We start from the raw sequence: 26,376 nt of genomic DNA, 5'->3' as shown, positions 1-26,376 counted from the left end.
ATGGACCAGCAATACCTGCCGCTGAACGGCAGCCAGCTTGGCATCTGGCTGGCCGACCAGGTGGCCGAGAACAAGCAGGGCTACCTCATTGCCCACTGCATCGAAGTGCGCGGCGCATTGCAGCCGGAGCTGCTGTCGCGCGCGATCCAGCGCGGGCTGGCCGAAGCCGATACGGTAACCGCCCGCTACCTCGAGACCGAAGCAGGCGCGCGCCAGCAGCTGCGCCCCGCTTGCGCTGCAGACGGCATCGACCCGCCGGTGCAGCTCGACCTGCGCGGCTATGCCGACGCACGGCAGCGGGCCGACGCCTGGATGCAGGACGACATGGCGGCGCCGTTCGACCTGTCCGGCGGCCATGCGTGCTACCGCCAAGCCCTGTTCCAGGTCGGCCAGGATCATTGGCTGTGGTACCAGCGCTTCCACCACATCATGCTGGACGGCTTCAGCTTCCTCGCCCTGACGCGGCGCATCGCCGCCCACTATGGCGCACTGGCAACCGGCGCTGTCGCCGCGCCGTCGCCTTTCGCTCCGGCGGCCGTGGCAGTCGAGGAATACGAGGCCTACCAGCGCAGCGATGCGCGGGAGCGCGACCGTGCCTTCTGGGCCGGCTTCTGCGAAGCCCTGCCGCCGGCGGCCAGCCTGTCGCTGCGCAATGCGCCGCCGTCCGGACGTGTACACAGCGTGGCATGGGAATTCCCGGCCGATACGGCCGCCGGCCTGCAGCGCCACGCCGCCTCTGCAAGCCTGGCCGTGCCGGACCTGGTGCATGGCCTGCTGGCCGCTTACCTGTACCGCATGACAGGGCAGAAGCGGCAGGCTATCGGCATGCCGTTCATGCGCCGCATGGGCTCGCGCGCCATCAACGCGCTGGCGCCGGCGGTCAATGTGCTGCCGCTGTCGGTCGAGATGGCCGGCGGCATGGACTGGTTTGCGGTGGCGCGCGCCTTCCGCGCCGCCGTCCACGGAGTGCGCCCGCACCAGCGCTACGAAGCGGAGCAGATCCAGCGCGACGCGGGCCTGGTCGGGACCGGCCGCAAACTGTACGGCGCGCTGGTCAACTTCAAGATGTTCGATTACCGGCTGGACCTGGCTGGCCTGCAGGGCCTGACGCACCACCTGGCGACCGGACCGGTGGACGACCTGGAATTCAACCTGCAGGTGGCCGAGCATATCTCGCTTGAACTGCGCGCCGACGCGGCACGCTACGAAGTGGCGGAACTGGAGCAGCACGTGGCCCGCCTGGCCGGCATGTTGCAGCAATGGCTGGCGGACCCGCAGCGCGAGCTGCAGGCGCTGGCGCCCGCCACGGAGGACGAACTGGCCCGCATCGGCGCCTGGTCGCGCGGACCGGAAATCGCGCCGCCCGACGTGGACCGCCTGTCGGCCATCCTGGCGAGGCAAGCAGCGGCGCGGCCGGACGCGCTGGCGCTGGTGTGCGGCGCCGCCAGCCTGAACTTTGCCGCCCTGGCGGGCCGTGTCGCACAACTGGCGCGCCTGCTGCGTACCCAGGGCGCCGGCCCCGGCCGGGTGGTGGCGGTGGCGATTCCCCGCTCGGCCGAGTCGGTGGTCGCGATGCTGGCCGTGATGGAATGCGGAGCGGTGTTCCTGCCGCTGGACCTGGATTACCCGGCGGACCGCATCGCCATGATGTGCGACGATGCGGCGCCTGTCTTGCTGCTGTCCACCAGTGCGGCTGCCATCGCGCCACCCACAGGCATGGCCCGCATCGACGTCGACAGCGCCGCCGCACGCACTGCGTTGGACCAGCTGTCCTGTGCGCCGCTGGGCGAGGAGGAGCGCGGCGGGCTGCTGCCGGCCGATAGCGTGGCCTACATCATCTTCACTTCCGGCAGCACCGGGCGGCCGAAAGGCGTCATGAACACGCACGGCGCCCTGCTCAACCTTTTCCTGGCGCACGAAGAGTCGGTGTACGGCCCGGCGCTGGCAGCAGTGGCAGGGCGCCATCCCGGCCGCGCCCTGCGCGCCGCCCATACGCACTCATTCTCGTTCGATTCGTCCTGGCTGCAGCTGTTCTGGATGCTGCGCGGCCAGGAACTATATGTGTTCGACGAAGAGATGCGGCGCGACGCATACGGCCTGGTGCAGGAAGTCGAGCGCATCGGCATCGATGCCATGGACCTGCCGCCTTCCTTCCTGGCGCAGATGCTGGGCAACGGCCTGATGGCGCCGGGCCGGCACCAGCCGGTGCTCCTGCTTATCGGCGGCGAAGCGGCGCCGGCAGCCCTGTGGCAGCAACTGCGTTCCTTCCCGGGCCTGCAGGCGCACAACCTGTATGGCCCGACCGAGTACACGGTGGATACACTGCGCGCCGCGCTGGCCGACAGCGAACTGCCGGTGGTCGGCCGCCCGATCGGCAATACGCTGGCGCATGTGCTGGACGCGCGGCTGATGCCGGTGCCCGTCGGCGTGGCGGGCGAGCTGTATATCAGCGGCGCCGGCCTGGCCCAGGGCTACCTGGCGCGCGCTGGCCTGAGCGCGGCGCGCTTCGTGGCGTGTCCGTTCGGCGAACCTGGCAGCCGCATGTACCGCACCGGCGACCTGGTGCGCTGGAACCATGCGGGCCAGCTGGAATTCCTCGGCCGCGGCGACGACCAGGTCAAGGTGCGCGGCTACCGCGTCGAGCTGGGCGAAGTGGAGAATGCGCTGTCGCTGCTGCCTGGTGTGGAAAGCGTGGTGGTGCTGGCGCAGGCAATCAACAATACGCACCGCCTGGTCGGTTATTGCGTGGTGCCGGGCCTGGACGAGGGCCGGCGCGCGGCCTGTGGCGCCGAACTGCTGGCGGCGCTGCGCCAGTCCTTGCCTGACTATATGGTGCCGGCTGCGCTGGTCGTGCTCGACAAGTTTCCGCGCAATGTGAGCGGCAAGGTCGACCGCAAGCAGCTGCCGGCGCCGCAGGCCGCAGCAGCGAGCGTATCGGCCGCACCAGACGATGCAGCCGGTCCGCTGCCCCTGCTGGTGGCACGCGCCATGGCCGAAGTGCTGAAGCTCGCCCAGGTCTCGGCCGGCGACGACTTCTTCGCCCTCGGCGGCGACAGCATTTCCGCCATCATGCTGTGCACCGCCCTGCGCCATTGCGGCTACCTGCTGCGCCCGGCCGCGGTGTTCGCGCAGCGCACGCCGCGTGCCATGGCCGGCCAGCTGGCGCCCTTTGCCGCGGCTGGCGCCGCAGCCTCGCCGGCGCCACTGTTATCCGACGCCGTGACCGCACAGCAGCGCGCGTTGCTGCAGCAGCGCCACGGTGCGCACGGCGCGATCCTGCCCGTGCTGCCGCTGCAGGCGGGCATGCTGTTCCATGCGCAAACGGCGCAAGGACAGGGCAGCTACAACGCATTCACATTGCTGCACCTGGAAGGCGAAGTCGACGCGGCTCGGCTGCATGGCGCGCTCGGAGCCGTCCTGCACCGCTATCCTCAGCTGGGCGGCATGTTCGACCTTGATGCGGCCGAACGGCCCCTGTTCCTGATGCCCGCGCCTGGGGCGATGCCCGTATGGCCGTGGCAACAGCACGACTTCGGCCACCTGCCCGCAGCGGAGGCCCAGGTGCAACTGCTTGCCTTGCAGTGCGCCTTGCTGGCGCGGGACGGTTCGACCACGCGCTTCGGCGGCATGCTGCAGGCAGCCCTGGCGACGCTGGCGCCGCGCCGCCACGTGCTGCTGCTGGTCGTGCACCACCTGGTCATCGATGGCTGGTCCACGCCGCTGCTGCTGCGCGACCTGATGGCAGCCTACCGCCAGCCCGGCGTCGCGCTTGCCCCGCTGCGCGCCAGCTACGCGAGCGTGATGGAAGGCCTGGCGCAACGCGATAGCGCAGCGTCGGAAGCCGCCTGGCGCGAGGACCTGCAGGGCGCGGAGCCGCTGCTGCTGTTCGACCCCGCTGCGGAGGCCGCGCCGGTGCAGGAATACATGCTGCAACTGCCCGCATCGCTGACGGCGAAGCTGCAGGAAGAATTGCGCAGCCGCGGCATCACGCTCAACGTGCTGATGCAGGCCGTCTGGGGGCAGGTGCTGGGCATGATGGCGGGGCGCAGCGACGTGCTGTTCGGCAGCCCGGTGTCAGGACGCCACGGCGGGATCGACGGTATCGAGGAGCAGGTTGGCCTCTTCCTTAACACGATCCCGGTCCGTACCCGCCTCGATGCGGCGCAGCCATTGTGGGACCAGTTGCCGGCGCTGCAGCGGCGCCATATCGCCCTGATGGAGCACGACGGCCTGGGGCTGGCAGCGATCCAGCGCGCGGCCGGCGCGGCGTCCTTGTTCGACACGCTGCTGGTGGTGGAAAACTATCCGGATAACGGCTACCTGGCGCAGGAGCTGCCAGGCCGCGACGGCCAGGCGCTGCGCATCGGCGACGTGGTCAACCGCGGCTACAGCCACTACCCGCTGGCCTTGCTGGTGCTGCCGGGCGAGCGCCTGACGCTGCTGGTCGAGCAGCGCGGCGCCGTCGTCGACGCCGCTGCGCTGGCCCAGCGCGTGGCGCAGTTGCTGCGCACGGCACTGGTAAGCCCGCAGTTGCCGCTGGCGCGCTACCCCCTGCTGACGCCCTGCGAGCAGCAGTCGCTGGTTGCCGCCAACGACACCAGCGTCGCCCTTTCCGCCTTGACGCTGCGCGACGTCCTGGCTGCGCAGGTGCGGCGCACACCCTGCCGTCCGGCGCTGGCCGATGCGCGCTGCGTACTGGATTATGCCGAGACGCGGCGCCAGGTCTGCGTCCTGGCGGCGCAGCTGGTGCAGCAGGGCGTACAGCCGGGCGACATCGTCGCGGTGGCGTTGCCGCGTTCGGTGCGCCTCAGCATCGCCATCATGGCCGTGATCGAAGCCGGCGCCGCCTACCTGCCGCTGGAACTGGGCTATCCCGCCGACCGCCTGGCCTACATGCTGGCCGACGCCGGGCCGCGCCTGCTGGTTACCGACGAGGCCCACGCCGGACGCTTCGCATCGGCCGCCGCGCCGGTGTTGCGCTTTGACGAACTGGCGCAGGCCGGCGTGCCTGCGCCGCAGCTGGACGTCAGGATCACGCCGGCGCATCCGGCGTACGTGATCTACACCTCCGGCACCACCGGCCGGCCCAAGGGCACCATGGTGCCGCACAGGGCGATATACAACCGTATCGCGTGGATGCAGTATGAATACCAGTTGCGCGAGGAAGATGTCGTGCTGCAGAAAACCCCTTGCGGCTTCGACGTCTCGGTGTGGGAATTCTTCTGGCCGTTGATGCAGGGCGCCTGCCTGGTGCTGGCCGAGCCGGATGCGCATCGCGACCCTTCCGCGCTGGTGCAGGCTATCGAACGGCATGGCGTCACCTGCCTGCATTTCGTACCGTCGATGCTGTCGGTGTTTGCCGGCCACCTGTCGGAGCTCGGTGAGCGCCGTTGCAACAGCCTGCGCCTGGTCTTCTGCAGCGGGGAAGCGCTTGGCAAGTCGCTGGCGCGCGAATTCGCGCAATACAGTTCGGCGGCGCTGCACAACCTGTACGGCCCGACCGAAGCTGCGGTGGACGTCAGCTACATGCCCGCCGTTGGTGACATGGGGCAGGGCGGTGCTGGAGTGCCGATCGGGCGCCCGGTCTGGAACACCCAGCTGCGTGTGCTGGACCGCTGGCTGCGCCAGGTGCCGCCAGGCGCGGTCGGCGAGCTGTACCTGGGCGGCCTCCAGCTGGCCGACGGCTATATCGGCAAACCGGGGCTGACCGCGGCGCGCTTTGTGGCCGACCCGTTCGTGGCCGGCGCCCGCCTGTACCGCACCGGCGACATCGTGCGCTGGCTGGAAGGCGGCATCGTGGAGTACCTGGGCCGCGCCGACGACCAGCTGAAGATCCGCGGCCAACGCATCGAGCTGGGCGAGATCGAGGCCGCCTTGCGCGAGCAGCCCGGCGTGGCCGAAGCAGCGGTGCAAGCCGCAGTGCTGGGCGGCGACAGCGGCGCTGCGGATGCGCGTCAATTGCTGGCCTATGTGGTAGCGGCGCCGGCCGCGGAACCGGATGGGGAACAGCTGCGTAGCGCACTGGCGGCGCGCCTGCCGTCGCATATGGTGCCGGTGGCGGTGATGACGCTGCCAGCCTTGCCGCTCAGCGCCAACGGCAAACTCGACCGCAAGGCGCTGCCGCTGCCGGCACGCAGCGGCAAGCCAGCCGGCCGGGCCCCGGCGCGCGGGCTGGAAGAGCGGCTGGCCGAAGTGTTCGCGCGTGTGCTGGGGAGCGAGGCGGTGGGCGCCGACGACGACTTCTTCGCCATTGGCGGGCATTCGCTGCTGGCCATGAAGCTGGCGGCGGAAGTGCGGCGCACGCTGCAGCGGCGCATCACGGTGGGCCAGGTCATGACGGCGCCGACGGTGGCGCGCCTGGCGGCCTTGTTGAACAGCGAGGGCATGGTCAACGATTTCGGCCACGACGGCTTTGACGAGGTGATCCAGCTGCGCCAGGGCGACGGGCCGCCGCTGATCTGCTTCTATCCGGGCTCCGGTTTCGCATGGCAGTACAGCGTGCTGTCGCGCTATCTTGGCGGCGGGCGCGCCATCGTCGGCCTGCAGTCGCCCCGTCCACATGGCCTGGTGGCTGCCAGCCGCGACATGGCAGCGCTGCTGGAGCGGCAGGTGGAGATCGTGCGAGGCGTGCAGCAGCAAGGGCCGTACTACCTGCTGGGCTACTCGCTGGGCGGCACCGTCGCCTACGGCGTGGCCGAGCGCTTGCGGGCGCAGGGCGAGGAAGTCAGCTTCCTCGGACTGCTCGATACCTATCCGGCCGAGGTGCACGACTGGACCGATCCGCAAGGCGCCGAAGCGGCGCTGGGCGCGGAACGCGAACAGGAACGCCTGCTGGGCGATGCCTACGACGGCGAAACCGACGAAGTGCTGCGGCAGGAGAAGGCGGCCATGCTGGAGCAGGTCTTCGCCAACTACCGCGACGCCGTGCGCTTGCTGGCGCAAACGCGCACGCCGGACTATGACGGGCCGGTCACGCTGTTCATCGCCGGCCAATCCTTGCCGGAGTATATCCGCCCGGTCGAGGCATGGCACCGGCATGTGACGGACCTGGAAGTGCACCAGCTGGCGCACTGCTCGCACGACAACATCCTGTCGCCGCAATCGCTGGAAACCCTTGGCCCGCTGCTGGACCGCGCTATCGGCAGCGCAGAGCAGCGGCTCCAGCTGCGCCAGCGGCGCAGCGCATGAATGAAGGAATGGAAATGAGCACGAAAATGTTGGTCGACCTTGGCCTGCTGCGGCGCAACCGCGACTTCCGCAGCGTCTTTATTGCCCGCACCATCTCGCTGCTGGGGCTTGGCATGCTGTCGGTGGCGGTGCCGATGCAGGTGTACACGCTGACCGGCGACAGCCTGCAGGTGGGACTGGCGCTGGCGCTGGAAGGCGGCGGCATGTTTGCCGGGCTGTTGCTGGGCGGCGTGCTGGCCGACCGCTATGACCGCCGCAAGCTGATCCTGCTGGCGCGTGCCATCTGCGGCCTGGGCTTCGTCGGCCTGGCTGCCAATGCCTGGCTGCCGGCGCCGTTGCTGTGGGCGGTGTGCCTGCTGTCGGCCTGGGACGGCTTCTTCGGCGCCCTGGGCGTGACGGCGCTGCTGGCCTGCATGCCCGCTATCGTCGGCCGCGAAAATCTGATGCAGGCGCGCGCCATCAGCATGGTCTCGATGCGGCTGGCGACGGTGATTTCGCCGGCCATCGGCGGCGTCCTGATTGCCGCTGCCGGCGTGGGCTGGGCCTATGCCATCGCCGCCATCGGCACCGGCCTGACGCTGTTGCCCTTGCTGCGCCTGCCCGCCATGCTGCCGCAATATGCGAGCGATGAGCACCCGCTGCGCGCGCTGGCCGACGGGGTGCGCTTCCTGTCCACCAGCCCGGTGCTGGCCGCCACGGTACTGGTCGGCACGCTGGTGACGCTGACCACGGCGGTGCGCGTGCTGTTCCCGGCCATGGCGCCGGGCGCGCTGGAGCTGGGCCTGATGTATTCGGCGGTGTCGCTGGGCGCCACGCTGGGAGCGGCGGTCAGCGGCTGGACCGAGCGCCTGCAGCGCCCCGGCCGCGCCATGATCGGCGCCAGCCTGGCGGCATTCGCCTGCCTGATGCTGCTGGGCGTGCAGCCGGCGTTCCCCTTCGTGCTGGCGCTGCTGGCCTGTTTCGGCTACTGCGTGGCGATAGCGTCGCTGCTGCAGTACGGACTGGTGCAGGGCCATACGCCGGATCACTACCTGGGCCGCGTCAACGGCCTGTGGGCGGCGCAGGATGCGGCTGGCGATTCGCTGGCCACGATTGGCATCGGCTTGCTGGGCAAGCTGTTGTCGGCCACCGCCGGCATCTTCGTCCTGGGCGCCGCGGCGGGCGTGCTGGGCCTGGCCTTGTTCGGCCTGTGCAAGCGGCTGCGCAATGTGCCGCTCAACGATCCTGCCCTGCATGCTGCCTGAGAAGCTGGATACGTCGCTGCCGGCCGGCCTGAGCGTGTGGCGCGTGCGGCTCGATGGCGCGCTGGAGCCGGCATGGGCCTTGCTGAACGGGGCTGAACGCGGGCGGGCGGAAGAATTTCGCGCACCTGCGGCGCAGCGCCGCTACGTGCTGGCACGTGCCGCCTTGCGCCGCCTGTTGGGTGAGTCACTGGCATGCGCGCCTGCGGACGTGATGCTGCGCACCGGCCGCCACGGCAAGCCCGCGCTGGCCGGCGTGCAGGGGCTGTGGTTCAATGTGTCGCATTCCGGCGACTATGCCTTGATCGCCTTGTCCAGCCAGGGACCGGTTGGGGTCGACATCGAAAGGCAGGACGAGCGCCTGTCATGCGTGGAAGAAGAAGCGCTGACAGCATGCGAGCGCGCGGCGCCGATGAACTTCTTCACGCGCTGGGTTGGCAAGGAAGCGGTGTTGAAAGCGATCGGCGTAGGAATCGGGAAATACCTGAATGAACTGTCGGTGCTGGCGCTGGAACAAGGCCGCTACCAGCTGGCCTATGGCCGCTGGCCATGGCCAGGATTCGCCGCCGCCAGCTTGCCCGCGCCGCCAGGCTATGCTGCCGCAATAGCCTGGATCAGCGCGGAAAAGCCGGCCGCCGGCAGCTCGAGCGGGCCAGGCTGAATCAGAACTCCGCCCACTCGCCGGCGTCGTCTTTCACCACTGCCGCCTTGCTGCGGGCGCGCTGCGGAATGGTGTGCTGGCTGGGCGCTGGTTGCGGCAGTGCAGGGCGGGGCGTTGCCGTACGCCGGGCAGCCGCTTTGCCGGCATGGGCCGGTGCGCGCGGTGCGGCCGCCACGGTGATGGCGGCGCTGGTTGCCGCCTTGTGCAAGGTGAATACCGCCACCAGTTCCGACAGCTGGCTGGCCTGCGACTGCAGCGACTCGGCTGCGGCGGCAGCTTCCTCTACCAGCGCGGCGTTCTGCTGGGTCACGTGGTCCATCTCCGAGATCGCCTGGTTGACCTGGTCGATGCCGGTCGATTGCTCGGCGCTGGCCGCCGAAATGTCCGCCATGATGTCGCTTACGCTGGCGATGCTGGCCACCACTTCATCCATGGTGCGGCCGGCCTGGTCCACCAGCTTGCTGCCGCTTTCCGCGCAGGCCACCGAGTTCTCGATCAGCGCCTTGATTTCCTTGGCAGCGTCGGCGGAGCGGTGCGCCAGCGTGCGCACTTCGTTCGCCACCACGGCAAAACCGCGGCCCTGGTCGCCGGCACGCGCCGCTTCCACCGCAGCATTCAGGGCCAGGATATTGGTCTGGAAGGCGATGCTGTCGATCACCGAAATGATGTCCACCACGCGCCTGGACGCCTCGTTGATGGCGCCCATGGTATCGACCACCTGCGCCACCACGGCGCCGCCGCGCGTCGCCACTTCCGACGCCGACGCGGCCAGCTGGTTGGCCTGGCGCGCATTGTCGGCGTTCTGGCGCACGGCGGAAGTCAGTTCCTCCATCGACGAAGCGGTTTCCTCCAGCGAGCCGGCCTGCTGCTCGGTGCGCGAGGACAGGTCCTGGTTGCCCACCGCGATCTGCTGGGTAGCGGTGGCGATGGTGTCCGTGCCGCTGCGCACCTGGCCCACGATCTGCGCCAGGCTGTCGCGCATGCGGCCCAGGGCGAACAGCATGCTGGACTTGTCGTCCGGCCTGGTGCGGATGTCGACCGACAGGTCGCCGCCGGCAATGCGTTCGGCAATCGCTGCGGCATCGGCCGGTTCGCCGCCCAGCTGGCGCAGCAGGCCGCGGGTGATCCAGGCGCCCAGGCCAAGGCCCATCAATGCACTGCCCACCACCAGCATGATCATGAAGTTGCGGCTGGACTGGTACAGGTCGACCGAGGCGCGTGCAGCTTCGGCAGCGTTTTTCTCCTTCATGCGCGCCAGCTCGGACATGCGGTCGTCGGCCGAGTTGGAAACGCTGGCCATCGAGCCCAGCACGTAGTTGACCAGTTCGCGGTTTTCCTGCAACGGCTCAGCCCTGGCGCGGCGCGTGGCTTCTTGCACGCCCTTGTCGTAAGCATCCAGTTCGCTGTTCAGCTTGGCCAGCAATTCACGCCCCTGCGGCGAAAAGAATCGCTTGTCGGCCTCGGCCAGGTTGGCCCGCATCTCGCTGCGGCCGGTTTCGATGCGCGCCAGGTATTTGTCGCGTTCCTGCTCGCTGGATGCCAGCAGCAAGCCGCGCAGCGCACGTCCGATGAACACCAGGTTGATATTGGCTTCCTTGATGTACGATAAGCCAAGCAATTCGCGCTCGTAGACGCGCTCGCCCATATCGTTCATCTTGCTCATGTTGACAATGCCGATGCCGGCCACCAGGGCGCCCACCAGGGCAATGATGGCAAAGCCGCTGAGCAGGCGGGTGCCGACTTTCATTCGATTAAGGATCATTTTGGTCTCTCCACGGATTCGTGTTCAGGCCGCCAGCGGAAGCCGGGCAGGAGCGGTGACATCTGCAAGCAACGTGGACAGGTCGGTCAATTGCAGCAATCGCTCGCCCACGGTAGCGATGCCGGTCAGGTAGTCGTGATGCAAATTGCAGCCGCCAAAGGGCGGTGGCTTGATCTGTTCGGCCCGCAGGTTGACGACATCGGAGACGCTGTCGACCACGATGCCGATCTGCTGGCTGCGCACGGCCAGCACGATCACCACGGTAAGCGTGTTGTAGCTGGCCTCGCCCATGCCAAGCTTCAGGCGCAAGTCGACAATCGGCACGATCTGGCCGCGCAGGTTGACCACGCCTTTCAGGAAGTCCGGCGCATTCGCCAGGCGCGTGACAGTGCCATAGCCGCGCAACTCGCGCACTGCCTGGATGTCGATGCCAAATTCTTCTGCACCGAGGTGGAAAGCCAGTACTTCGGCGCGTTCGGTCGGATGTGCCATGTTTCCTCGTCCGGTAGGCGAGCGAAGACGATCCGGTAACGGATGCCGCTCGCAATGGGTTTGTCGGGAATTTCAGTTGTCGGCGGAATCAGGGCCGAATGACGAGTTGCCAATGTGGCGCGGCCGGGGTGGCCGTGCGGCGACTACAGGAAGGAGTCTAGCGGCAAAAAGGCGCGATAAATTCTCCAATTGTCACTGTGGAAGATTCGCGACAGTTGGAAATTGCGGCCGGCTGCTGTAGCCGGCCGCAGGAGAAGCGGCGCTGCTTAATAGCTTGCTATGGCGGCCGGCTGGCCGTTCCTGAAGCTGAAGATGGTCACTGGCGAGGACTTCATGTCGCCTTTGGCATCGAAGGCGTATGTGCCGGATACGCCCTTGTAGCTGCCGGCGGAAATATCGGCGCCGACTTTGGCCGGGTCGATCGAGTTCACCTTCTGCATCGAGGCGGCATACATCAGCACTGCGTCGTAGTAGGCCGACGCATAGACGTCAGGGTCGGCATTGAAACGCTTCTTGAATTTGGCCTTGAAGGCCGGCCCGGAAGCAGCTTTCTCCAGCAGCGCGCCGCCCTGTGCGCACAGTACATTGTCGCCGACGGCATCGCCGCCCAGCTTGCCCATTTCCGCGGTGCAGATGGTGTCGCCGCCCAGCAGCTTGGCCTGGATGCCCAGTTGCTTCATCTGGCGCGCCATCGGTGCGCCTTGCGGCGCGTAGCCGCCAAAGAATACGGCCTGAACGTTCTTCGATTTCAGCTTGGTCAGGATGGCTGTGAAGTCGACCGCCTTGTCGGTGGTGTATTCGTGGCCGGCGACCTGCAGGCCGGAAGCGCGTGCCTGCTTCTTGAATTCTTCCGCCAGGCCCTGTCCGAAGGCAGTGCGGTCGTCGATTACCGCGACATTTTTCACCTTCAGCTCATTGGCGGCGTACAGCGCCATCTTGGAGCCGAGCTGGGTGTCGCTGGCGTTGATGCGAAAGATTCCCTTGTAACCTTGTTGCGTTAACTTGGGGTTGGTCGCTACCGGTGCGATCAGGGCGCCGGCTTCGTTATAGATGCGGGAAGCGGGAATGGCGACGCCGGAATTGTACGGGCCGACCACGTATTTGACGCCGGCATCGGCCAGCTTCTGGGCGGCGGAAACGCCGGCTTTCGGGTCGCCCTGGTCGTCTTCCGACATCAGTTCGAATTTGAGTTTCTTGCCGCCGACGGTGATCGGCTTGGCGTTCAGTTCTTCGATGGCCAGGCGGGCGCCGTTTTCATTGTCCTTGCCGGAAAACGCTTGTGCGCCGGACAGCGGGCCGCTATGGCCGATCTTTACCACCATGTCCTGCGCGCAGGCGCCTGCGGCCATTGCCAGCAGCGCCACTGCGCTTGCCGAGTGCTTCAGCTTCATCGAAGGGTCTCCCTTTGTTGTCGATGGCGTGATTATCCACAATCCGGGCGGCGCGGCAAGCCGCAGCGCATCATGAAGCACGGGGCGGCCTGGAGAGGGGGGCGCGCTTTGGCTGCTTGGCGAGGGCGGCGTGGATGCGGTCGGCTAGGCCAGCGTCCTTGCCCTTGGAAATAGCGAACTATTGCTGTTTCTCGGCCCGGACTGGGCGAGGCAGTACGCTGAGCGTCAGCCCCGAGCGCAAGTGAAGTTCTCTTGCCAGAGAGGCAGCGAAGGCACGCAACTCGGCTTCCACTTCTGCCGCATTCTGCCAGTTAGGCTGGAAAAGCAGCACAGCGCCCACCCGCTTCAACAGGAGGCGCCGCAGGCCGCGATGGAATCTGTCTTCCACGCCCATGGCGGGCATTGTGCGTGTCGACGAACTTCGGTTTGCTTTCAAGCATTATTGTCGATGCGGCTGCCGGGAGGCGGCGCTGCCGGAGCGCTTGGCGCCGGCGGCGCCCCGGGGGCTGCCCGCCCGCCACGTGCGCGCCCTGCCAGCGCTCCTTCGCCGGGCGTGCCGGCGCCTGCTGCGCCACTGCCGGGACTGTTGCCCGGCTGCCCGCCCGCGCCGGCATTGCGGCCGGCAGCCGGCTCTGCTGCGCGCTGGGCGGGGCGTGACTGGACCGGCGCGACGGGGGTGGTGGCGGGCACGGCCACCGGGGCTGGAACCGCTTCGTTGGCCGGCGCCGCGGCTGGAGGACGTCCCGCAGCAGCGGCGATATCGCCGGTACGGTAGGCCGCCACTGCGGCGGCAATGGCGGGGTCGGCAGCCTGCAGGCGCTGGGCTTGCTGCGACGTGGGAGCGGCAGCGCGGCGCGCCGCCTCGGCAGCAAGGGCGGCGCGCTCGGCGGCGGCGCTCGCTTCCTGCGCGGCAGCAGCAGCGGCCGTGGCGGAAGTGCCTGCCGCGGCGGTGCCGGCCTGACCGATGCCGGTGCCCGCCGCCGGACCTGGCCCTGGGCCGGCGGCAATGCCGGTTGCGGTTGCGCCGCTGACTTGTGGTCCTGCCGCGCTGATTGCTGCCTCCGGTGGGCGGATCGCGGTATTGCCGGGCGGGACGGCGCCAGGCGGTGCAGCCGGTGCGCCAGCGATGGCCGGGTTGGGCGGGGCGGCCGGCGGGGCGATGGCAGCGTTGCTGGTCAGCGTGGCGGCGGCTTGCGCAGCGGCCTGGGCTTCACGCAATGCCTGGCGGCGAGCTTCGAGACGGTCCTCCGCTTGTTCGGCCGCCACATCGCGGGCGGCGTTCCTTGCTTGTTCCAGGCGCTGGGCGGTCAACCTGTCTTGCAGGGAAAGGGCGTCGCTGGTCGCGGCTGCGCGGGTACGCTCGCTTTCTTCGGCAATGCGTCTGGTCTGTGCTGCAGCGGCATCTATCTGGGCCTGTCGCGTACGTGCGGCGCTTGTCGCGGCTTGTTCGGCACGCAATTCTTGTGCGGCGGCTGTCGCGGCCTGCTCGGGCGTAGGCGGGCCAGCGGGGGGTGCTGTTGCGTTCGCGGCTCCGCCAGGCTGGGCCGGTGATGGCGCTGCGCCTGCCGCCGCGCCAGCCGAACCGGCTTGTGCATTGCCGGCGGCTGCGCTTGCGGCGGCAGTACTGGCGGGAGCGGCATTCGCGGTGCTGGCTGCCTGCTGGCGGGCAAGTGCCAGTCGGGCGGCGATCAGCTCCTCCGTCTCGGCAGACTCAGCTTGCTCGGCGACCAGCCGGCGCGCGGTATCGAGCCGGTCGGCCGCCGCGCGTTCGGCCCGGGTGCGACCGAGCTGGTTGGTTTCGGCCTCTTGCAGGGCGGCGCGGCGCGCGGCGTCCAGGCGGTCGGCCAATGCCTGTGCGGCGAGGTCTTCTTCGCGGGTACTTTCCAACTGCCGCGTTTCCGCAGCCTGTGCCTCGGCTAGACGCTGCTGCTGGGTATCTTCCAGCTGGTTGGCAGTCAGGGCCTCGCTGGCAATGCGGCGGGTCTCGGCCGCCTGTTGCGCAGCAATACGCTGCTGAGTTGCCAGGTCTGCCAGGTTGGGCGACGGTGTGGCTGCTGCATCGTCAGCGGCTGCCAGCGCCAGTGCGCCGGCGTCAGGCAGGGTGGCGGCGGCAGCGTCGGCCACCGCGCCGACAGCTTCGCCCAGCCCGGCGATGGCACGTTGCGGCGCCGCGTTGAATGCCGTCGCCAGGGTGCCCTCATCCGCCGACAGCGTGCCGCCGCTGGCGACGTTGATCCCGGCCTGTCCCAGCGCTGCCTGTTGCGATGTCAGTACTGCCGCCAGGGTGGCGGGGGCGTTGGCGTTCATGTTCTCGACCACCTGCTGGGCCGCAGCTGCGAATGCCGCGGCATCGGCGCCTGATGCGGCCAGCTCGCGCAAGCGCCGCTGCGCCAGGACCAGGTTGGACAGGAACAGGCCAAGCGAGGACACCGAGGGCGTCGTATTGGTGGGCGCTGGAGTCGCCGAAGCCGGCGCAACACGGTCGCCCAGCGTTGCCGGCGTGACGGTGCTTGCGCTCGTGACAGGGTCGATAGGAATCACACGGCACCTTTCAACAGGGACAATCTCAGCTTGCCTGAAATCGCCGCCGCACATCGTTAGCTGGCGCACGGTGGATGCAAGCGTGCAGCCTTATCGTGACCCTTCCACTGCAACCTGAACGATAAGGAACCCGATCATGGACAACAACATCACCCGCAGCGACAACCCGGCCAAGGACCTGCGCGCCGGCATGCACAGCACGATTGATAAAGTGGCCGACAACATCACCAGCATCACCGACCAGGTGGGCGCCAAAGGCGACCAGTTGAATGCTGCCTACAAGCGCTTTGCCGAATCCGGACGCAACTACGTGCGCCAGAGCCCAGGCAAATCGCTGCTGGTCGCGCTGGCCGCAGGCTACGCTGTCTCCAAGCTGCTCGGTTCGCGCAAGCATTGAGCCGGGGAGCGCGCCGTGCCCACGACCAAACCTGACCCGGCTAAACGCGGCGCCGGACTGGCCGCGCAATTTCCCTACAACGTCAACAAGGCTGCGGAGCATGGCGCGGGCGTTCCGCCTGCCGGCGCCACCGCCAGTCCAGCGGATCCGCTGGAAACAGCCGGCACTGCCGGCGCCGCATCGCCCAAGGCCGGCGCCGGCACACCGCCGCAGGGCGACAATCCCAATAACGGACCGCTCGACCGGGTCCGTACCGATGCCGGCGGCCAGCCGCTCACGACCAACCAGGGCGTGCCGGTTGCCGACAACCAGAATTCCCTGAAGGCCGGCTTGCGCGGTCCCGCGCTGCTGGAAGACTTCATCCTGCGTGAGAAGATCACGCACTTCGACCACGAGCGCATTCCCGAACGCGTGGTGCATGCGCGCGGCTCCGCAGCGCACGGCTACTTCGAGTGCTACCGCGAGCTGACGGAGCTGACGCGCGCCGCGCCGTTTGCCGCTGCGGGCAAGCGCACGCCGGTTTTCGTGCGCTTCTCCACCGTGGCCGGTGAGCGCGGCTCGACCGATACCGCACGCGACGTGCGCGGCTTCGCCGTCAAGTTCTATACCGACGAAGGCAACTGGGACCTGGTCGGCAACAACATGCCCGTCTTCTTCATCCAGGACGCGATGAAATTCCCGGACCTGGTGCATGCGGTCAAGCCGGAGCCGCACAGCGCGATGCCGCAGGCGGCCAGCGCCCACGATACCTTCTGGGATTTCGTGTCGCTGATGCCGGAATCGATGCACATGCTGATGTGGCTGATGTCGGATCGCGCCATCCCGCGCAGCTTCCGCACCATGCAGGGCTTCGGCGTGCATACTTTCCGCATGGTGAATGCGGCGGGGCAGTCGCGCTTCGTCAAGTTCCACTGGCTGCCCAGGCAGGGTACTTATTCGCTCGTGTGGGACGAGGCCGTGCGCATTTCCGGCGCCGACCCCGACTTCCACCGCCGCGACCTGTGGGAGTCGATCGAAATGGGCGAATATCCGGAATGGGAGCTGGCGCTGCAAGTCTTCACGGAAGAAGAAGCGGCCGAATTCCCGTTCGACGTGCTCGACCCGACCAAGATCGTGCCGGAAGAACTGGTGCCGCTGCAGCCGGTCGGCCGCATGGTGCTGGACCGTAACCCCGACAACTTCTTCGCCGAGACGGAACAGGTGGCGTTCTGCGCCGCCCATGTCGTTCCCGGCATCGACTTCAGCAACGACCCGCTGCTGGCCGGACGCATCCACTCCTACGTGGACACCCAGATCAGCCGCCTGGGCGGGCCGAATTTCCATGAGATCCCGATCAATGCCCCGGTCGCGCAGGTGCACAACAACCAGCGCGACGGCATGCACCGGCAGGCCATTCATCGCGGCCGCGTAGCGTACGAACCGAACTCGCTGGGCGGAGGCTGCCCGTTCCAGGCCGGCCGCATGGGCTTCATGTCCTTCCCGGAACCGCTGCAGGAAGACAAGGTGCGCGGCAAGCCGGAACTGTTCGCCGACCATTATTCGCAGGCGCGCCTGTTCTGGCAAAGCCAGTCGCCGGCCGAGCAGATGCACATCGCCCGTGCCTTCAGCTTCGAACTGGGCAAGGTGCAGGTGCCGGCGATCCGCGAACGCACCTTGTCCATGCTGGTCAACGTCGATGCTGCGCTGGCGGACATGGTGGCGCTGCGCCTGGGCACCAGGGTGCCGGATGCGCAGCCGATGGCCACGACGCGCGAGCTGCCGACCTACCAGCCGTCGCCCGGGCTGTCGCTGCTGTCGCGGCCGGGGCAGGTGGGCATCCACGGCCGCAAGGTCGCGATCCTGATCGCGGCCGGCTGCGACGAGGCCATGGTCGATTCGCTGCAGGCCGGGCTGGAAGCGCAGGGCGCGGTCACGCGCCTGGTGGCGCCCCACGTTGGCATGGTCGGCGGACTGGAGGCCGACATGTCGCTGGAGACCGGGCCGGCAGTGCTGTTCGATGCCGTGGTGGTACCCGACGGCGATGCCGCGGCCGAAACCCTGGCGGCCAACGCGCTGGCAGTGGAGTTCGTGACGCTGCAATACCGCCACTGCAAGCCGTTGATGGTGGTGGGCGCGGGGGCGACGCTGCTGGCGGCAGCTGGGGTGCCGGCTACTTTGCCGGGCGGCGTGCCGGACCCGGGCCTGATAGGCACGGCGCCGGCCGACCTGCAGCCGGCCCTGGCGGCATTCATCGCAGCCCTGGCAGGGCCCCGCGTGTTCGACAGGGAGAGCGACCCGCCGGTCGTGTAGTTGTAGGCAGCCGTGCGGCCCGGGTGTAGACTAATCCAATGGATGAGTACGCCCCACAACAATGGCTGCCTCACGAGCGCCCGCTGCTGCCGGGCTCTCCGTCTACGCCGCTGCACTCGGCACCGAAGCGGCTGGCCTTTCTCCTGGTTGGGCTGATCGTCGCGCTGACCGGCGGCCTCGGTAACGCGCTGGTCACGGTCAACCTGGTCTATGCCCAGGGCTCGCTGGGCGTGACCAGCGCGGAAATCCAATGGCTGCCGGCGGCCTACGTCATGGGCAATGTCTCCATGAACCTGTTGCTGGTGAAGTTCCGCCAGCAGTTTGGCCTGCGCCTGTTCACCGAACTGTTCCTGTTGCTGTATGCCGTGGTCACGGTGGCACACCTGTTCGTGCACGGCCTGGCGTCGGCTATCGCAGTGCGTGCGGCGCACGGCATCAGTGGCGCCGCGCTGACGGTGCTGGGGCTGTACTATGTGCTGCAGGCTTTCCCGGCCCAGCACCGCTTGAAGGGTGTGGTGCTGGGCATCGGCTTTGCCCAACTGTCGCTGCCGCTGGCGCGCATCTTCTCTTCCGAGCTGCTGTCCATCGCCGAATGGCGCGGCCTGTATTCCTTCGAGCTGGGCATGGCGTTGCTGTCCTTCGGCTGCGTGCTTTTGCTCAAGCTTCCACCCGGCGACCGCGTGAAAGCGTTCGAGAAAATGGACTTCGTGACCTTTGCGCTGTTCGCGCCCGGCGTGGCCTTCCTGTGCGCCGTGCTGGCGCTGGGGCGCACCGTGTGGTGGTTCGAGGCGCGCTGGATCGGCTGGGCCCTGGTTGCCTTCATCATCTTGTTCACGGCGGCGGTGGCAATCGAACATAACCGGCGCAAGCCCCTGCTCAATACGCGCTGGCTGACCACCGCCAGCATGACGCGCCTGGCGATCTCGGTGCTGCTGATCCGCGTGGTGCAGTCGGAGGCGGGCGGCGCGGTCGGCTTCCTGCAGGCGATCGGCCTGAACAACGACCAGATGCAGACCCTGTGGCTGGTGGCCCTGGCAGGGGCCACGCTGGGCATCCTCACCAGTGCGCTGCTCATTGCGCCGCAGCGCCTGCAGCCGATGCTGATGTTCGCGCTGGCGCTGATGGCAGTGGGAGCGTGGATCGATTCGCAGGCCACCAGCCTGACGCGCCCGGAGCAGATGTATTTCAGCCAGTTCCTGCTGGCGTTCAGCGGCACGTTCTTCCTTGGGCCGATCTTCGTGTCGGGCTTCGGTGCGGTGATCGCGCAGCCGTGCAACCTGATCAGCTTCTCGCTGATGTTTTCGATGACGCAGAACCTGGGCAGCCTGCTTGGCTCGGCGCTGGTGGGGACGTTCCAGGTGGTGCGTGAAAAATTCCATTCGAGCCAGCTGGTGGAGCACCTTACGCTGCAGGACCCGCAGGTAGCGTCGCGGGTACAGGCGTTCGGCCTGCCGTCGCTGAGCGGGGCGGCGACCCGCGAGGCCAATATCCTGGCCTACAACGACGTCTTCCTGATGATCTTCTTTGTTGCCTGCGGCACGCTGGCGTGGATGGCGCTGCATTATGCGTGGCAGGTGTGCACGGCCACCCGTCCGGCAGCGCCGGCGCAGAATGCGCAGACCGGCATGGCGCAAGTTTCACTTTCCAATTCGGGGGCCCAATGAGCGCATCGCCACCAGCAAACGAGACTTCCGCAACTGCGGCACCCGCCACCGCGCCTGCGCCTCCTGCGCCAGACCGGCGCGCACAGTGGCTGTCGGGCATCGGTTTCGCCCTGATCGCGTTGATTGGCGTACTGATCGTGCTGTACGCGTGGCGCCTGCCACCCTTCACCAGTCCATTGGTGTCGACCGAGAACGCCACGGTGCGCGGCCAGGTGACAGTCATAGGATCGCAACTGCCCGCATATGTAGCGGACGTGAAGGTGCAGGACTTCCAGTTCGTGCGCAAGGGCGACTTGCTGGTGGAACTGGATTCGCGCATTTACCGCCAGCGCTTCGAGCAGGCACAGGCCCAGTTGGCCGCGCAAAAGGCGGCACTGGGGAACTGGGAGCAGTCGCGCGCCAGCGCCAGGGCCGGCATCGCCCTGCAGGAAGCGGTGCTGTCGAATGCGCAGGCGCAGGCGGCGCGTGCTTCGGCAGATTACGGGCGGGCGGAACAACTGGTCGGCGACGGTTCGCTGTCGGTACGCGAGCAGGATGCGCAGCGAGCGGCGCGTGCCCAGGCGCTGGCGGCGGTAGCCCAGGCCAGGGCGAACGTGGATATCGCGCGCCAGCAGGCGCAATCCGTCGCCGTGAATCGCGGCGCCCTGGAAGCGGCAGTGGCAAATGCGGAGGCGGCGCTGAAAGCGGCAAGCGTGGACCTGGACAATACACGCATCGTCGCACCGGCCGATGGGCAGCTGGGGCAGGTGAACGTACGGCGTGGCGCGTATGTGGCCTCCGGCGCGCAGCTTATGGGCCTGGTGCCGCGTGAGATGTGGGTCATCGCCAACTTCAAGGAGACGCAGATGAACGCCGTGCAGGTGGGACAAGGCGCAACCTTCAAGGTCGACGCGCTGGATGGCGCCACCCTGACCGGGCAGGTTGAGCGGATATCGCCTGCCACCGGTTCCGAGTTCGCCGTCCTGCCGGCAGATAACGCAACGGGCAACTTCGTCAAGATCTCGCAACGGATTCCCGTGCGGATCAGGATCGACCAGGGCCAGAAGCTGGCGCAACGCCTGCGGCCGGGGATGTCGGTAATCGTCAGCGTCGATACCTCCGCTGTCCTGGACGAGAAAGCAGCGGGAGCGCGGCCATGAAGCGCAGCGCTGCCGCATGCGTTGCCCTGGCGCTGGCCGGCTGCGCCGCGCGCATCCCCGCGGCGCTCGAACCGCAGCTGTCGGTCCCCGAGCAATGGCGCAGCCAGCCTGCCGCCCCGACTGGGCTCGCATCACGGACCCTGGCGGAGCGCGAATGGTGGCAGGCGTATGGCGACCCGGCGCTGTCCGCCTTGGTGGATCGCGTGCTGGAGCACAATACGGACGCACGGCTGGCACGCTTGCGCGTGGCGGAGTTCCGCGCGCGGCTGGCGGCGGCGGAGGCCAACCGGGCGCCAACGCTGGGCGCCACCTTGACGCCAGTGCGTACGCGCACACTGGCCTATAACGGCGCGCCCTACATCACCAAGCTGTTTTCCGGCGAGTTCCAAGCGGCGTATGAAGTCGACTTGTGGGGACGCCTGGCGCATGCCAGCGAGGCGGCAGCGCAATCGCTGGCAGCCGAACAGGCCAACGCTGACGCAGCGCAACTGTCGGTGGCGGCGCTGGCAGCCAACGGCTACCTGCAACTGCGCGGGCTCGATGCCCAGCTCGACTTGGCGCGCGCCACCCTGGACTTGCGCGAGCAATCACGCCGGCTGGCGCAGCGGCAGTTCGAGACCGGCTATACCTCCCGCCTGGAATGGCTGCAGGCGCAAGCCGAGTACGAGGCCGCCGCCGAACAGATCCCGCAGTTGCAGCGGCAAATCAGCGACCAGGAAAACGCGCTGTCCTTGCTGGCCGGCAGCAGTCCAGGTCCGGTCGCGCGCGGCAAGACCCTGGACGAACTGGCCCCGCCGGAGATACCGGTCGGGCTGCCATCAAGCTTGCTTCGGCGGCGTCCAGACATCGCGCGCGCCGCGCACACGCTGGCGGCAGCGAGGGCCGGGGTGCGGGCGACCAGCGAGCAATTGCTGCCTGCCTTCCGCCTTACCGCTACCGGAGGCATGCAATCGCCGGACTTCAGCAAGTTCCTGCACGACCCGACTTTCCTGTGGCGCGTGGGCGCCGGCCTGGCCGCGCCAATCTGGGATGGCGGCCGCGTGCAGGCGCAGACCGATGCCGCCGCCGCCCAGCGCGACCAATCGCTGGTGGCCTACGAGCAGACGGTGCGCGCGGCGCTGGTGGAAGTGGAGAACAGCCTGACTGCCTTGCAGCGATTGCAGGAGCAGTCGGTGCAGAACGACGCGCGCCGCGCCACGGCGGCCGAAACGCTGCGCATTGCGCGCAACCGCTACCGCAATGGCTACGCCTCCTACCTGGAAGAACTGGATGCGCAACGCACGCTGTTCAACGCCGACGTGACGCGCCTTCAATTGCGCAGCCGCGTTCTGGGCGCCAGCGTGGACCTGTACCGCGCACTGGGCGGCGGCTGGGCGGCCGATTAAGGCGCATGCCCGCTGGCGGCCTTCGCAACGGTGATGGCCCACCACGGGCCGCTTGTCTGTCCCAGTTGCGCTGCCCAATACCAGGCCGAGACGTCGCTCCACTGCCCGCCGTGGCCATCGGTAATCCGTTCATGCACTTCAAGCTGCTGCGCTCCGCGGGAGGCGATGAAGCCCGACCAGCGCTCGTTTCCGACGATCTTGACGGGCCGCATGGCGAGCTCGTAGCCATTCGCCTTGAAGCAGTCGCTGCTTGCATGCAGCTTGCGCGTGCCCCGGTCCACCCAGCGGATAACGATTTCGCGCTCGCCATCGCTGAATCGGCCCACGCGTCCAGGGAAGTTCTGCTGGAAACGCACTTCGATCGGCGTGAGGGGAAGCGGCGAAAGCGGCTTGCCTTCAAAGCTGGCGGGCCATCCCGGAAAGTCGGCCATGACGCGGGTGCTTGCACCGCTTTCGACGCACGCGGGCGCGAGCGCGGCCAAAGCGCACAAGCCGGCGAATGCCATGGCGGCTAACGGTCTCATGGCGCACTCCTGCCCATGCGATGCGTCACGAACAGTATTGCCGCGCCTGCGCCAGCAAAGCTGACGATGCCGATGGCGCCATGCGCCGCCTGCGGCAGGTGCACGATGCCGGTTTCCACGTAGAACAGCGCCGAAGCGCGGAGTGCATTGGCCGCAACGACCACGACGACTGCCAGCGTCAGCGCCGCAGTCGTGGGTAGCGATGCAAGGCGCCTGGCTCCTGCCGCGGCGCTTGCCAGGAGCAGGCCTGTCCACAGCATTTTCACTCCGCTGCATGGTGCGTCGATCGACACCAGCTGTCCATGCCATGCCAGCATGGCGCCCTCGCGCGTTACGAGGACGCCGTTCATGCGCAGCAGGAAAACCGACACGTCGCCGGCGAGGACCCGCAGCGGATATCCCAGGTAGAACTGCAAGGTTGCGGCGAACGGCAATGCAAGGATGCAAAGCGCGAACAGGGCCACGTCAAACCGCTTGCCCAGCCTGGCACTGCTGGCCAGTACCGTGATTGCCGCCGCAAGGATCAACGAACGCGCCGGCACAGGTACCTTGCAAATGGTGGCGGCGAGATAGACGGCAAGCCATGCGCACGGCAGCAGCAGCGGACGTGCCAGGGCCTGCCGCGCCGGCGCAAAGGCTACGACGGCTGCGGCGGCCGCCGCGGCCAGCAAGCCTGCACTGTCGTTCGAACCGTCCAGCGTGCCGGTGGCGAACCAGAGCAGGACCGGCCAGCACGCCAGGCACAAGGCGGCCAGCAGCAGGGGAAATGGCGCCGGCTTCATTGGGGCCGCAAGCGGCGGTGCCACGCCAGCATGAGGCTCGCCACCAGGATCATCGCCCAGGTTTCCGGCTCCGGGATAGTCGGCACGCTGCCCGGCGGTACGGGCTCCAGGCCGGCATCCTTGTATTGCTCGCGCGTTTCCAGCACGACGGCGCCGGTGACGGGGGTCACCAGCTGGTAGCGTACGGCCAGGCTGACGGCATCAGCTTTGCGGGACGAGGCTGCGCTCATTGCGGCGACTTCATTTGCAGCCCACAGCCGCACCAGGTGCTGTGAGGTTTGGCTCGATTGTGGCATGCCACCGCCGCTGCGTCGCTCGCGCAACAGGACCGTGCGCCTGGCTCCGGGCGCCCATTGTGCAAACAGCTTGCCGAGATCTTCGGCCAGGTTGCCGAAGTTTGCTACCGCGCTAGCTCCTTCGAGCTGCTGCGCTATCACGTTTGGTCCCCGTTCCACGGCCAGGTCATACAGGGCGACCTGGCTTGCCCCGCGTTCCAGCCGCTGCTGCAAGGCGCCCGTTGACTGGGATGCCAGGGGCTGGGCGCCATGGATCCATACAATCGCTCCGCGCGATGACATGGCGGCCCAGTCCCACGCCACACCCAGTGCGTCGCTGTTATCGCGTCCGCCGGCGAAGTCCAGCTTGCCGACGTACTGGCGCGTGAGTAGCGAATTGGTGGCGTCATGGAGGAACAGCGACGGTGTCTCGTCCCCGGCAAACACCACGGCCATCTCAATGGTTGGTGGGAAGAAAGCCAGGGCATCAAGCAGTTGACGCTTGCGTTGCTGCATTGATGCCGAGCCATCGATGACGATGGCCACCCGCTGCGGCGGAATGGCGGCGGCTTCGCTGACTTCCTGGACGACGATCTTGCCGTCGCCGCCTTTCTCATCGGTGCTCCATGCCAGCGCTGCAGGCCGCGCGCCGGGCACCCAGACCGTATGCATTGGATGCGCCGGCGATGGCTCGGCCAGTTCGCCGCGTACGGCATAGATGCCGCGTGGGCCTGCCTGGGCTCTTAACCCGGGGCTGCCTTTCAACGGTGCTGCTGACTCGAACCATACGGCGTGGCGCAAGTCCGGCGCCAGGTCGAAGTTGCGTTCACTGAAGGCCGGCAACTGGAGATGCATTGCTTGCTGGCCTTGAGGCACCAGGGGAATGGTGATGCCGAGGCGGATTTTCATGTTGCCGGACGGAGGGATTGGAAACAGCTGTACCAGAATCCGGTCATCCCCCGCCGTGGTGACCAGCAGCGGATCACGGTTCTTGCTGACCACTTTCGCGTAGGCTTGGCGTACCTGCGCGCGGGCACCGAAAGCGGCCTCGCGCTCCTCTCCGTCAATCCACAGCGTTGCGCGCGACACGACGCCGCCTGGCGGCAGGACAACCTCTGCCCGGCCTTCCTGCTGGCTGGGCGACTTGTTGTGAAACTCCATGGTCCATTCCATGTAGCCCAGCGCGGCATTGGCGTCAATCGATCCATCCATGCGCGACGCTGCCAGCGCGACGTCGTTGACCCGCTGGCCTACATTGGCATTTCCCTGGCCATCGTCGAATGTGCGCTCCCAATCGCGCATCGACCGGTGAACAGGAGCGGGGCGGGAGTTGAATACTGTTCCCGTCACCTGGTAGAAGACGGTCCGCGCACGCTGTGGGTCGGCTTCCGCCTGGCTTGTGAACAGGGTGCCGAGCAGGTCGGTCGCCTGTGCGCCCTGGCGGTAGCAAAGGCGCAGCATCAAGTCCTCATCGCCCACCTTGCGTAGCAGCCGGATGCCGCCCAGGCGAATCTCGGCGGAGTCCGACGCAGCCATCTGCATGCCGATCCTTGTCATGGTGGACGGGGCATCAATCACCAGCAGCACCAGGAATGCGAGCGCGATGCCTTGCCACAGCTTGCCAGGCGATTGTCCGCTTGCAGCCCGCAATGCCTTTCTGGAGAATATGACGCATGCCACGGCAAACAGCGGCGAGAGGCCAAGCAGGCCGATGCCGAAAGCGATGACCGCGAATGCCGCAATGGGGGATATCGGCAGGAATACCAGGCTGTAAAAAACGGCAACGCCGGCGGAGAATGCATGCAAAAGGCTCCAGCGCGGCGGCAATGCTGCGCCGCGCCTCAATGCGAGCAACAGGCGTACGTTTGCCAATGGAATGGTGGCGTACAGGGCGAAGTGAATCGGCGTCGGAAGGGGATCGAAGAAGATCTGGCGACACATGCCGGTGATTGATTCAAACAGCAGCGCGGCGATGGGCAGGGCGACCCCGAACAGTGCGACAAACGCGATAGTCCCGTTTGGCGGCCGGCCTTCTACGGCGGAATTTTTTGGCATTGCTCTTCCATGGTGGCTGGTGGAAGCGCAATTGTGAATGCCGATTATGCGTTGATTATGTGTTTCCTGTGAAGCTGCCTGATGCTCAGGGAACGTCCTTCCGCTCGTGCAGCAGGTGGCCGTGAACTTCAGCGGTCAGCTTGTCGATGCGCTCGACCAGCTGCTTGGTGGTCTGGGTCAGTTCAGTATTCTGGCGAAGCAGCTCCATCATCTGCGCGGTGTGGCGAGCCGCCTGCTGTGCCAGCGCCTCGCGGTGGCGCGCGTCGGCATCGTTGTGGGCCTTGTCCCGTTCGGCCTGGCGCGTTTGCGCGAGAAGGATCAGCGGCGCCGCGTAAGCTGCCTGCAGGCTGAACGCAAGGTTCAGCAGGATGAAGGGGTAGCGGTCGAAATGCGTGAATCCCCAGATGTTCGCAACGATCCACACCGCGACGATGATAGTCTGCGCCCCAAGGAACAGCGGCGTGCCGAAGAAGCGGGCGAACGCTTCGGCCCTGAGCCCGAAGGTGTCCGCGCCAAAGGTCTTGCTCAGGTGTTCATGTGCGCGGTGAAAGCGCAGGTGGTCGCTGTCGTGGCCTGGCTGGCTGCTCATG

At 67.5% G+C, this 26,376-nt stretch carries 16 protein-coding genes; 8 read left to right on the top strand and 8 right to left on the bottom strand.

From position 1 onward, the window contains the following. The 3 genes from ACN9MZ_RS24770 to ACN9MZ_RS24760 are packed head-to-tail and all read left to right on the top strand — an operon-like array spanning position 1 to position 9,090. Complete coding sequence (locus tag ACN9MZ_RS24770) at positions 1-7,188, top strand: amino acid adenylation domain-containing protein (protein ID WP_426339498.1); 7,188 nt, start codon at positions 1-3, stop codon at positions 7,186-7,188. Positions 7,189-7,202: 14 nt separating this feature from the next. After that, on the top strand, positions 7,203-8,432 hold the full coding sequence (entS, locus tag ACN9MZ_RS24765) for an enterobactin transporter EntS (RefSeq protein WP_426339497.1): 1,230 nt from the start codon (positions 7,203-7,205) through the stop codon (positions 8,430-8,432). Beyond that, on the top strand, positions 8,395-9,090 hold the full coding sequence (locus ACN9MZ_RS24760; protein WP_426339496.1) for a 4'-phosphopantetheinyl transferase superfamily protein: 696 nt from the start codon (positions 8,395-8,397) through the stop codon (positions 9,088-9,090). The genes entS and ACN9MZ_RS24760 overlap by 38 nt, the downstream gene beginning before the upstream one ends. A 1-nt stretch (position 9,091) precedes the next feature. Here the strand turns inward: ACN9MZ_RS24760 and ACN9MZ_RS24755 are convergent, their stop codons facing one another. The 4 genes from ACN9MZ_RS24755 to ACN9MZ_RS24740 form a co-directional block, all read right to left on the bottom strand. After that, on the bottom strand, positions 9,092-10,852 hold the full coding sequence (locus ACN9MZ_RS24755) for a methyl-accepting chemotaxis protein (protein WP_426339495.1): 1,761 nt from the start codon (positions 10,850-10,852) through the stop codon (positions 9,092-9,094). 24 nt (positions 10,853-10,876) lie between these two features. Next, positions 10,877-11,344 (bottom strand): chemotaxis protein CheW, encoded by a 468-nt coding sequence (locus tag ACN9MZ_RS24750; protein WP_426339494.1) that lies wholly within the window; start codon positions 11,342-11,344, stop codon positions 10,877-10,879. A gap of 266 nt (positions 11,345-11,610) precedes the next feature. After that, positions 11,611-12,735 carry a branched-chain amino acid ABC transporter substrate-binding protein gene (locus ACN9MZ_RS24745; protein ID WP_426339493.1) on the bottom strand — a complete coding sequence of 375 codons (1,125 nt, stop codon included), beginning with the start codon at positions 12,733-12,735 and terminating at the stop codon, positions 11,611-11,613. Positions 12,736-13,167: 432 nt separating this feature from the next. Next, entirely contained in the window at positions 13,168-15,276 is a 2,109-nt protein-coding gene (locus ACN9MZ_RS24740) for a hypothetical protein (protein ID WP_426339492.1), read from the bottom strand. Positions 15,277-15,412: 136 nt separating this feature from the next. On the opposite strand from ACN9MZ_RS24740, the gene ACN9MZ_RS24735 reads away from it, so the two are divergent. Genes ACN9MZ_RS24735 through ACN9MZ_RS24715 form a run of 5 tightly spaced genes read left to right on the top strand, consistent with a single transcriptional unit; the run spans position 15,413 to position 22,150 of the window. Then, positions 15,413-15,673: a hypothetical protein gene (locus tag ACN9MZ_RS24735; protein WP_426164350.1), complete on the top strand. Its 261-nt coding sequence runs from the start codon at positions 15,413-15,415 to the stop codon at positions 15,671-15,673. Between the two features lie 15 nt (positions 15,674-15,688). Then, positions 15,689-17,962: a catalase gene (locus ACN9MZ_RS24730; RefSeq protein ID WP_426339491.1), complete on the top strand. Its 2,274-nt coding sequence runs from the start codon at positions 15,689-15,691 to the stop codon at positions 17,960-17,962. A gap of 38 nt (positions 17,963-18,000) precedes the next feature. Then, on the top strand, positions 18,001-19,626 hold the full coding sequence (locus ACN9MZ_RS24725) for an MFS transporter (protein ID WP_426339490.1): 1,626 nt from the start codon (positions 18,001-18,003) through the stop codon (positions 19,624-19,626). Next, a complete protein-coding gene (locus ACN9MZ_RS24720) occupies positions 19,623-20,765 on the top strand; it encodes an HlyD family secretion protein (protein ID WP_426339489.1) in 1,143 nt (380 codons plus the stop codon). The genes ACN9MZ_RS24725 and ACN9MZ_RS24720 overlap by 4 nt, the downstream gene beginning before the upstream one ends. Further along, on the top strand, positions 20,762-22,150 hold the full coding sequence (locus ACN9MZ_RS24715) for an efflux transporter outer membrane subunit (protein WP_426339488.1): 1,389 nt from the start codon (positions 20,762-20,764) through the stop codon (positions 22,148-22,150). Before ACN9MZ_RS24720 ends, ACN9MZ_RS24715 begins: the two co-directional genes overlap by 4 nt. On the opposite strand, the gene ACN9MZ_RS24710 is transcribed toward ACN9MZ_RS24715, so the two are convergent. The 4 genes from ACN9MZ_RS24710 to ACN9MZ_RS24695 all read right to left on the bottom strand — a co-directional run bounded on the left by ACN9MZ_RS24710 (position 22,147) and on the right by ACN9MZ_RS24695 (position 26,375). Beyond that, a complete protein-coding gene (locus ACN9MZ_RS24710; protein ID WP_426339487.1) occupies positions 22,147-22,674 on the bottom strand; it encodes a hypothetical protein in 528 nt (175 codons plus the stop codon). The two genes, ACN9MZ_RS24715 and ACN9MZ_RS24710, sit on opposite strands and share 4 nt — an antisense overlap. Beyond that, positions 22,671-23,456 (bottom strand): archaeosortase/exosortase family protein, encoded by a 786-nt coding sequence (locus ACN9MZ_RS24705; protein ID WP_426339486.1) that lies wholly within the window; start codon positions 23,454-23,456, stop codon positions 22,671-22,673. Before ACN9MZ_RS24705 ends, ACN9MZ_RS24710 begins: the two co-directional genes overlap by 4 nt. Further along, complete coding sequence (locus tag ACN9MZ_RS24700; protein ID WP_426339485.1) at positions 23,453-25,786, bottom strand: VIT domain-containing protein; 2,334 nt, start codon at positions 25,784-25,786, stop codon at positions 23,453-23,455. The genes ACN9MZ_RS24705 and ACN9MZ_RS24700 overlap by 4 nt, the downstream gene beginning before the upstream one ends. A gap of 85 nt (positions 25,787-25,871) precedes the next feature. Continuing rightward, positions 25,872-26,375: a DUF1003 domain-containing protein gene (locus ACN9MZ_RS24695; protein WP_426339484.1), complete on the bottom strand. Its 504-nt coding sequence runs from the start codon at positions 26,373-26,375 to the stop codon at positions 25,872-25,874. Between the last annotated feature and the right edge of the window lies 1 nt (position 26,376).

This window comes from Pseudoduganella sp. S-14, from assembly GCF_049913285.1.
Classification (GTDB): Bacteria; Pseudomonadota; Gammaproteobacteria; order Burkholderiales; family Burkholderiaceae_D; genus Rugamonas.
The sequence above is the reverse complement of the archived record's forward strand: the minus strand, read 5'-3'. Positions and strand labels throughout refer to the sequence as shown.

Bases quoted from the DNA above. Each gene is read 5' to 3' on its own strand.
- ACN9MZ_RS24720 (WP_426339489.1), top strand. From the start codon at position 19,623: ATGAGCGCATCGCCACCAGCAAACGAGACTTCCGCAACTGCGGCACCC.
- entS (WP_426339497.1), top strand. From the start codon at position 7,203: ATGAGCACGAAAATGTTGGTCGACCTTGGCCTGCTGCGGCGCAACCGC.
- ACN9MZ_RS24705 (WP_426339486.1), bottom strand. From the start codon at position 23,456: ATGAAGCCGGCGCCATTTCCCCTGCTGCTGGCCGCCTTGTGCCTGGCG.
- ACN9MZ_RS24725 (WP_426339490.1), top strand. From the start codon at position 18,001: ATGGATGAGTACGCCCCACAACAATGGCTGCCTCACGAGCGCCCGCTG.
- ACN9MZ_RS24710 (WP_426339487.1), bottom strand. From the start codon at position 22,674: ATGAGACCGTTAGCCGCCATGGCATTCGCCGGCTTGTGCGCTTTGGCC.
- ACN9MZ_RS24695 (WP_426339484.1), bottom strand. From the start codon at position 26,375: ATGAGCAGCCAGCCAGGCCACGACAGCGACCACCTGCGCTTTCACCGC.
- ACN9MZ_RS24750 (WP_426339494.1), bottom strand. From the start codon at position 11,344: ATGGCACATCCGACCGAACGCGCCGAAGTACTGGCTTTCCACCTCGGT.
- ACN9MZ_RS24755 (WP_426339495.1), bottom strand. From the start codon at position 10,852: ATGATCCTTAATCGAATGAAAGTCGGCACCCGCCTGCTCAGCGGCTTT.
- ACN9MZ_RS24770 (WP_426339498.1), top strand. From the start codon at position 1: ATGGACCAGCAATACCTGCCGCTGAACGGCAGCCAGCTTGGCATCTGG.
- ACN9MZ_RS24700 (WP_426339485.1), bottom strand. From the start codon at position 25,786: ATGCCAAAAAATTCCGCCGTAGAAGGCCGGCCGCCAAACGGGACTATC.
- ACN9MZ_RS24745 (WP_426339493.1), bottom strand. From the start codon at position 12,735: ATGAAGCTGAAGCACTCGGCAAGCGCAGTGGCGCTGCTGGCAATGGCC.
- ACN9MZ_RS24715 (WP_426339488.1), top strand. From the start codon at position 20,762: ATGAAGCGCAGCGCTGCCGCATGCGTTGCCCTGGCGCTGGCCGGCTGC.
- ACN9MZ_RS24735 (WP_426164350.1), top strand. From the start codon at position 15,413: ATGGACAACAACATCACCCGCAGCGACAACCCGGCCAAGGACCTGCGC.
- ACN9MZ_RS24760 (WP_426339496.1), top strand. From the start codon at position 8,395: ATGTGCCGCTCAACGATCCTGCCCTGCATGCTGCCTGAGAAGCTGGAT.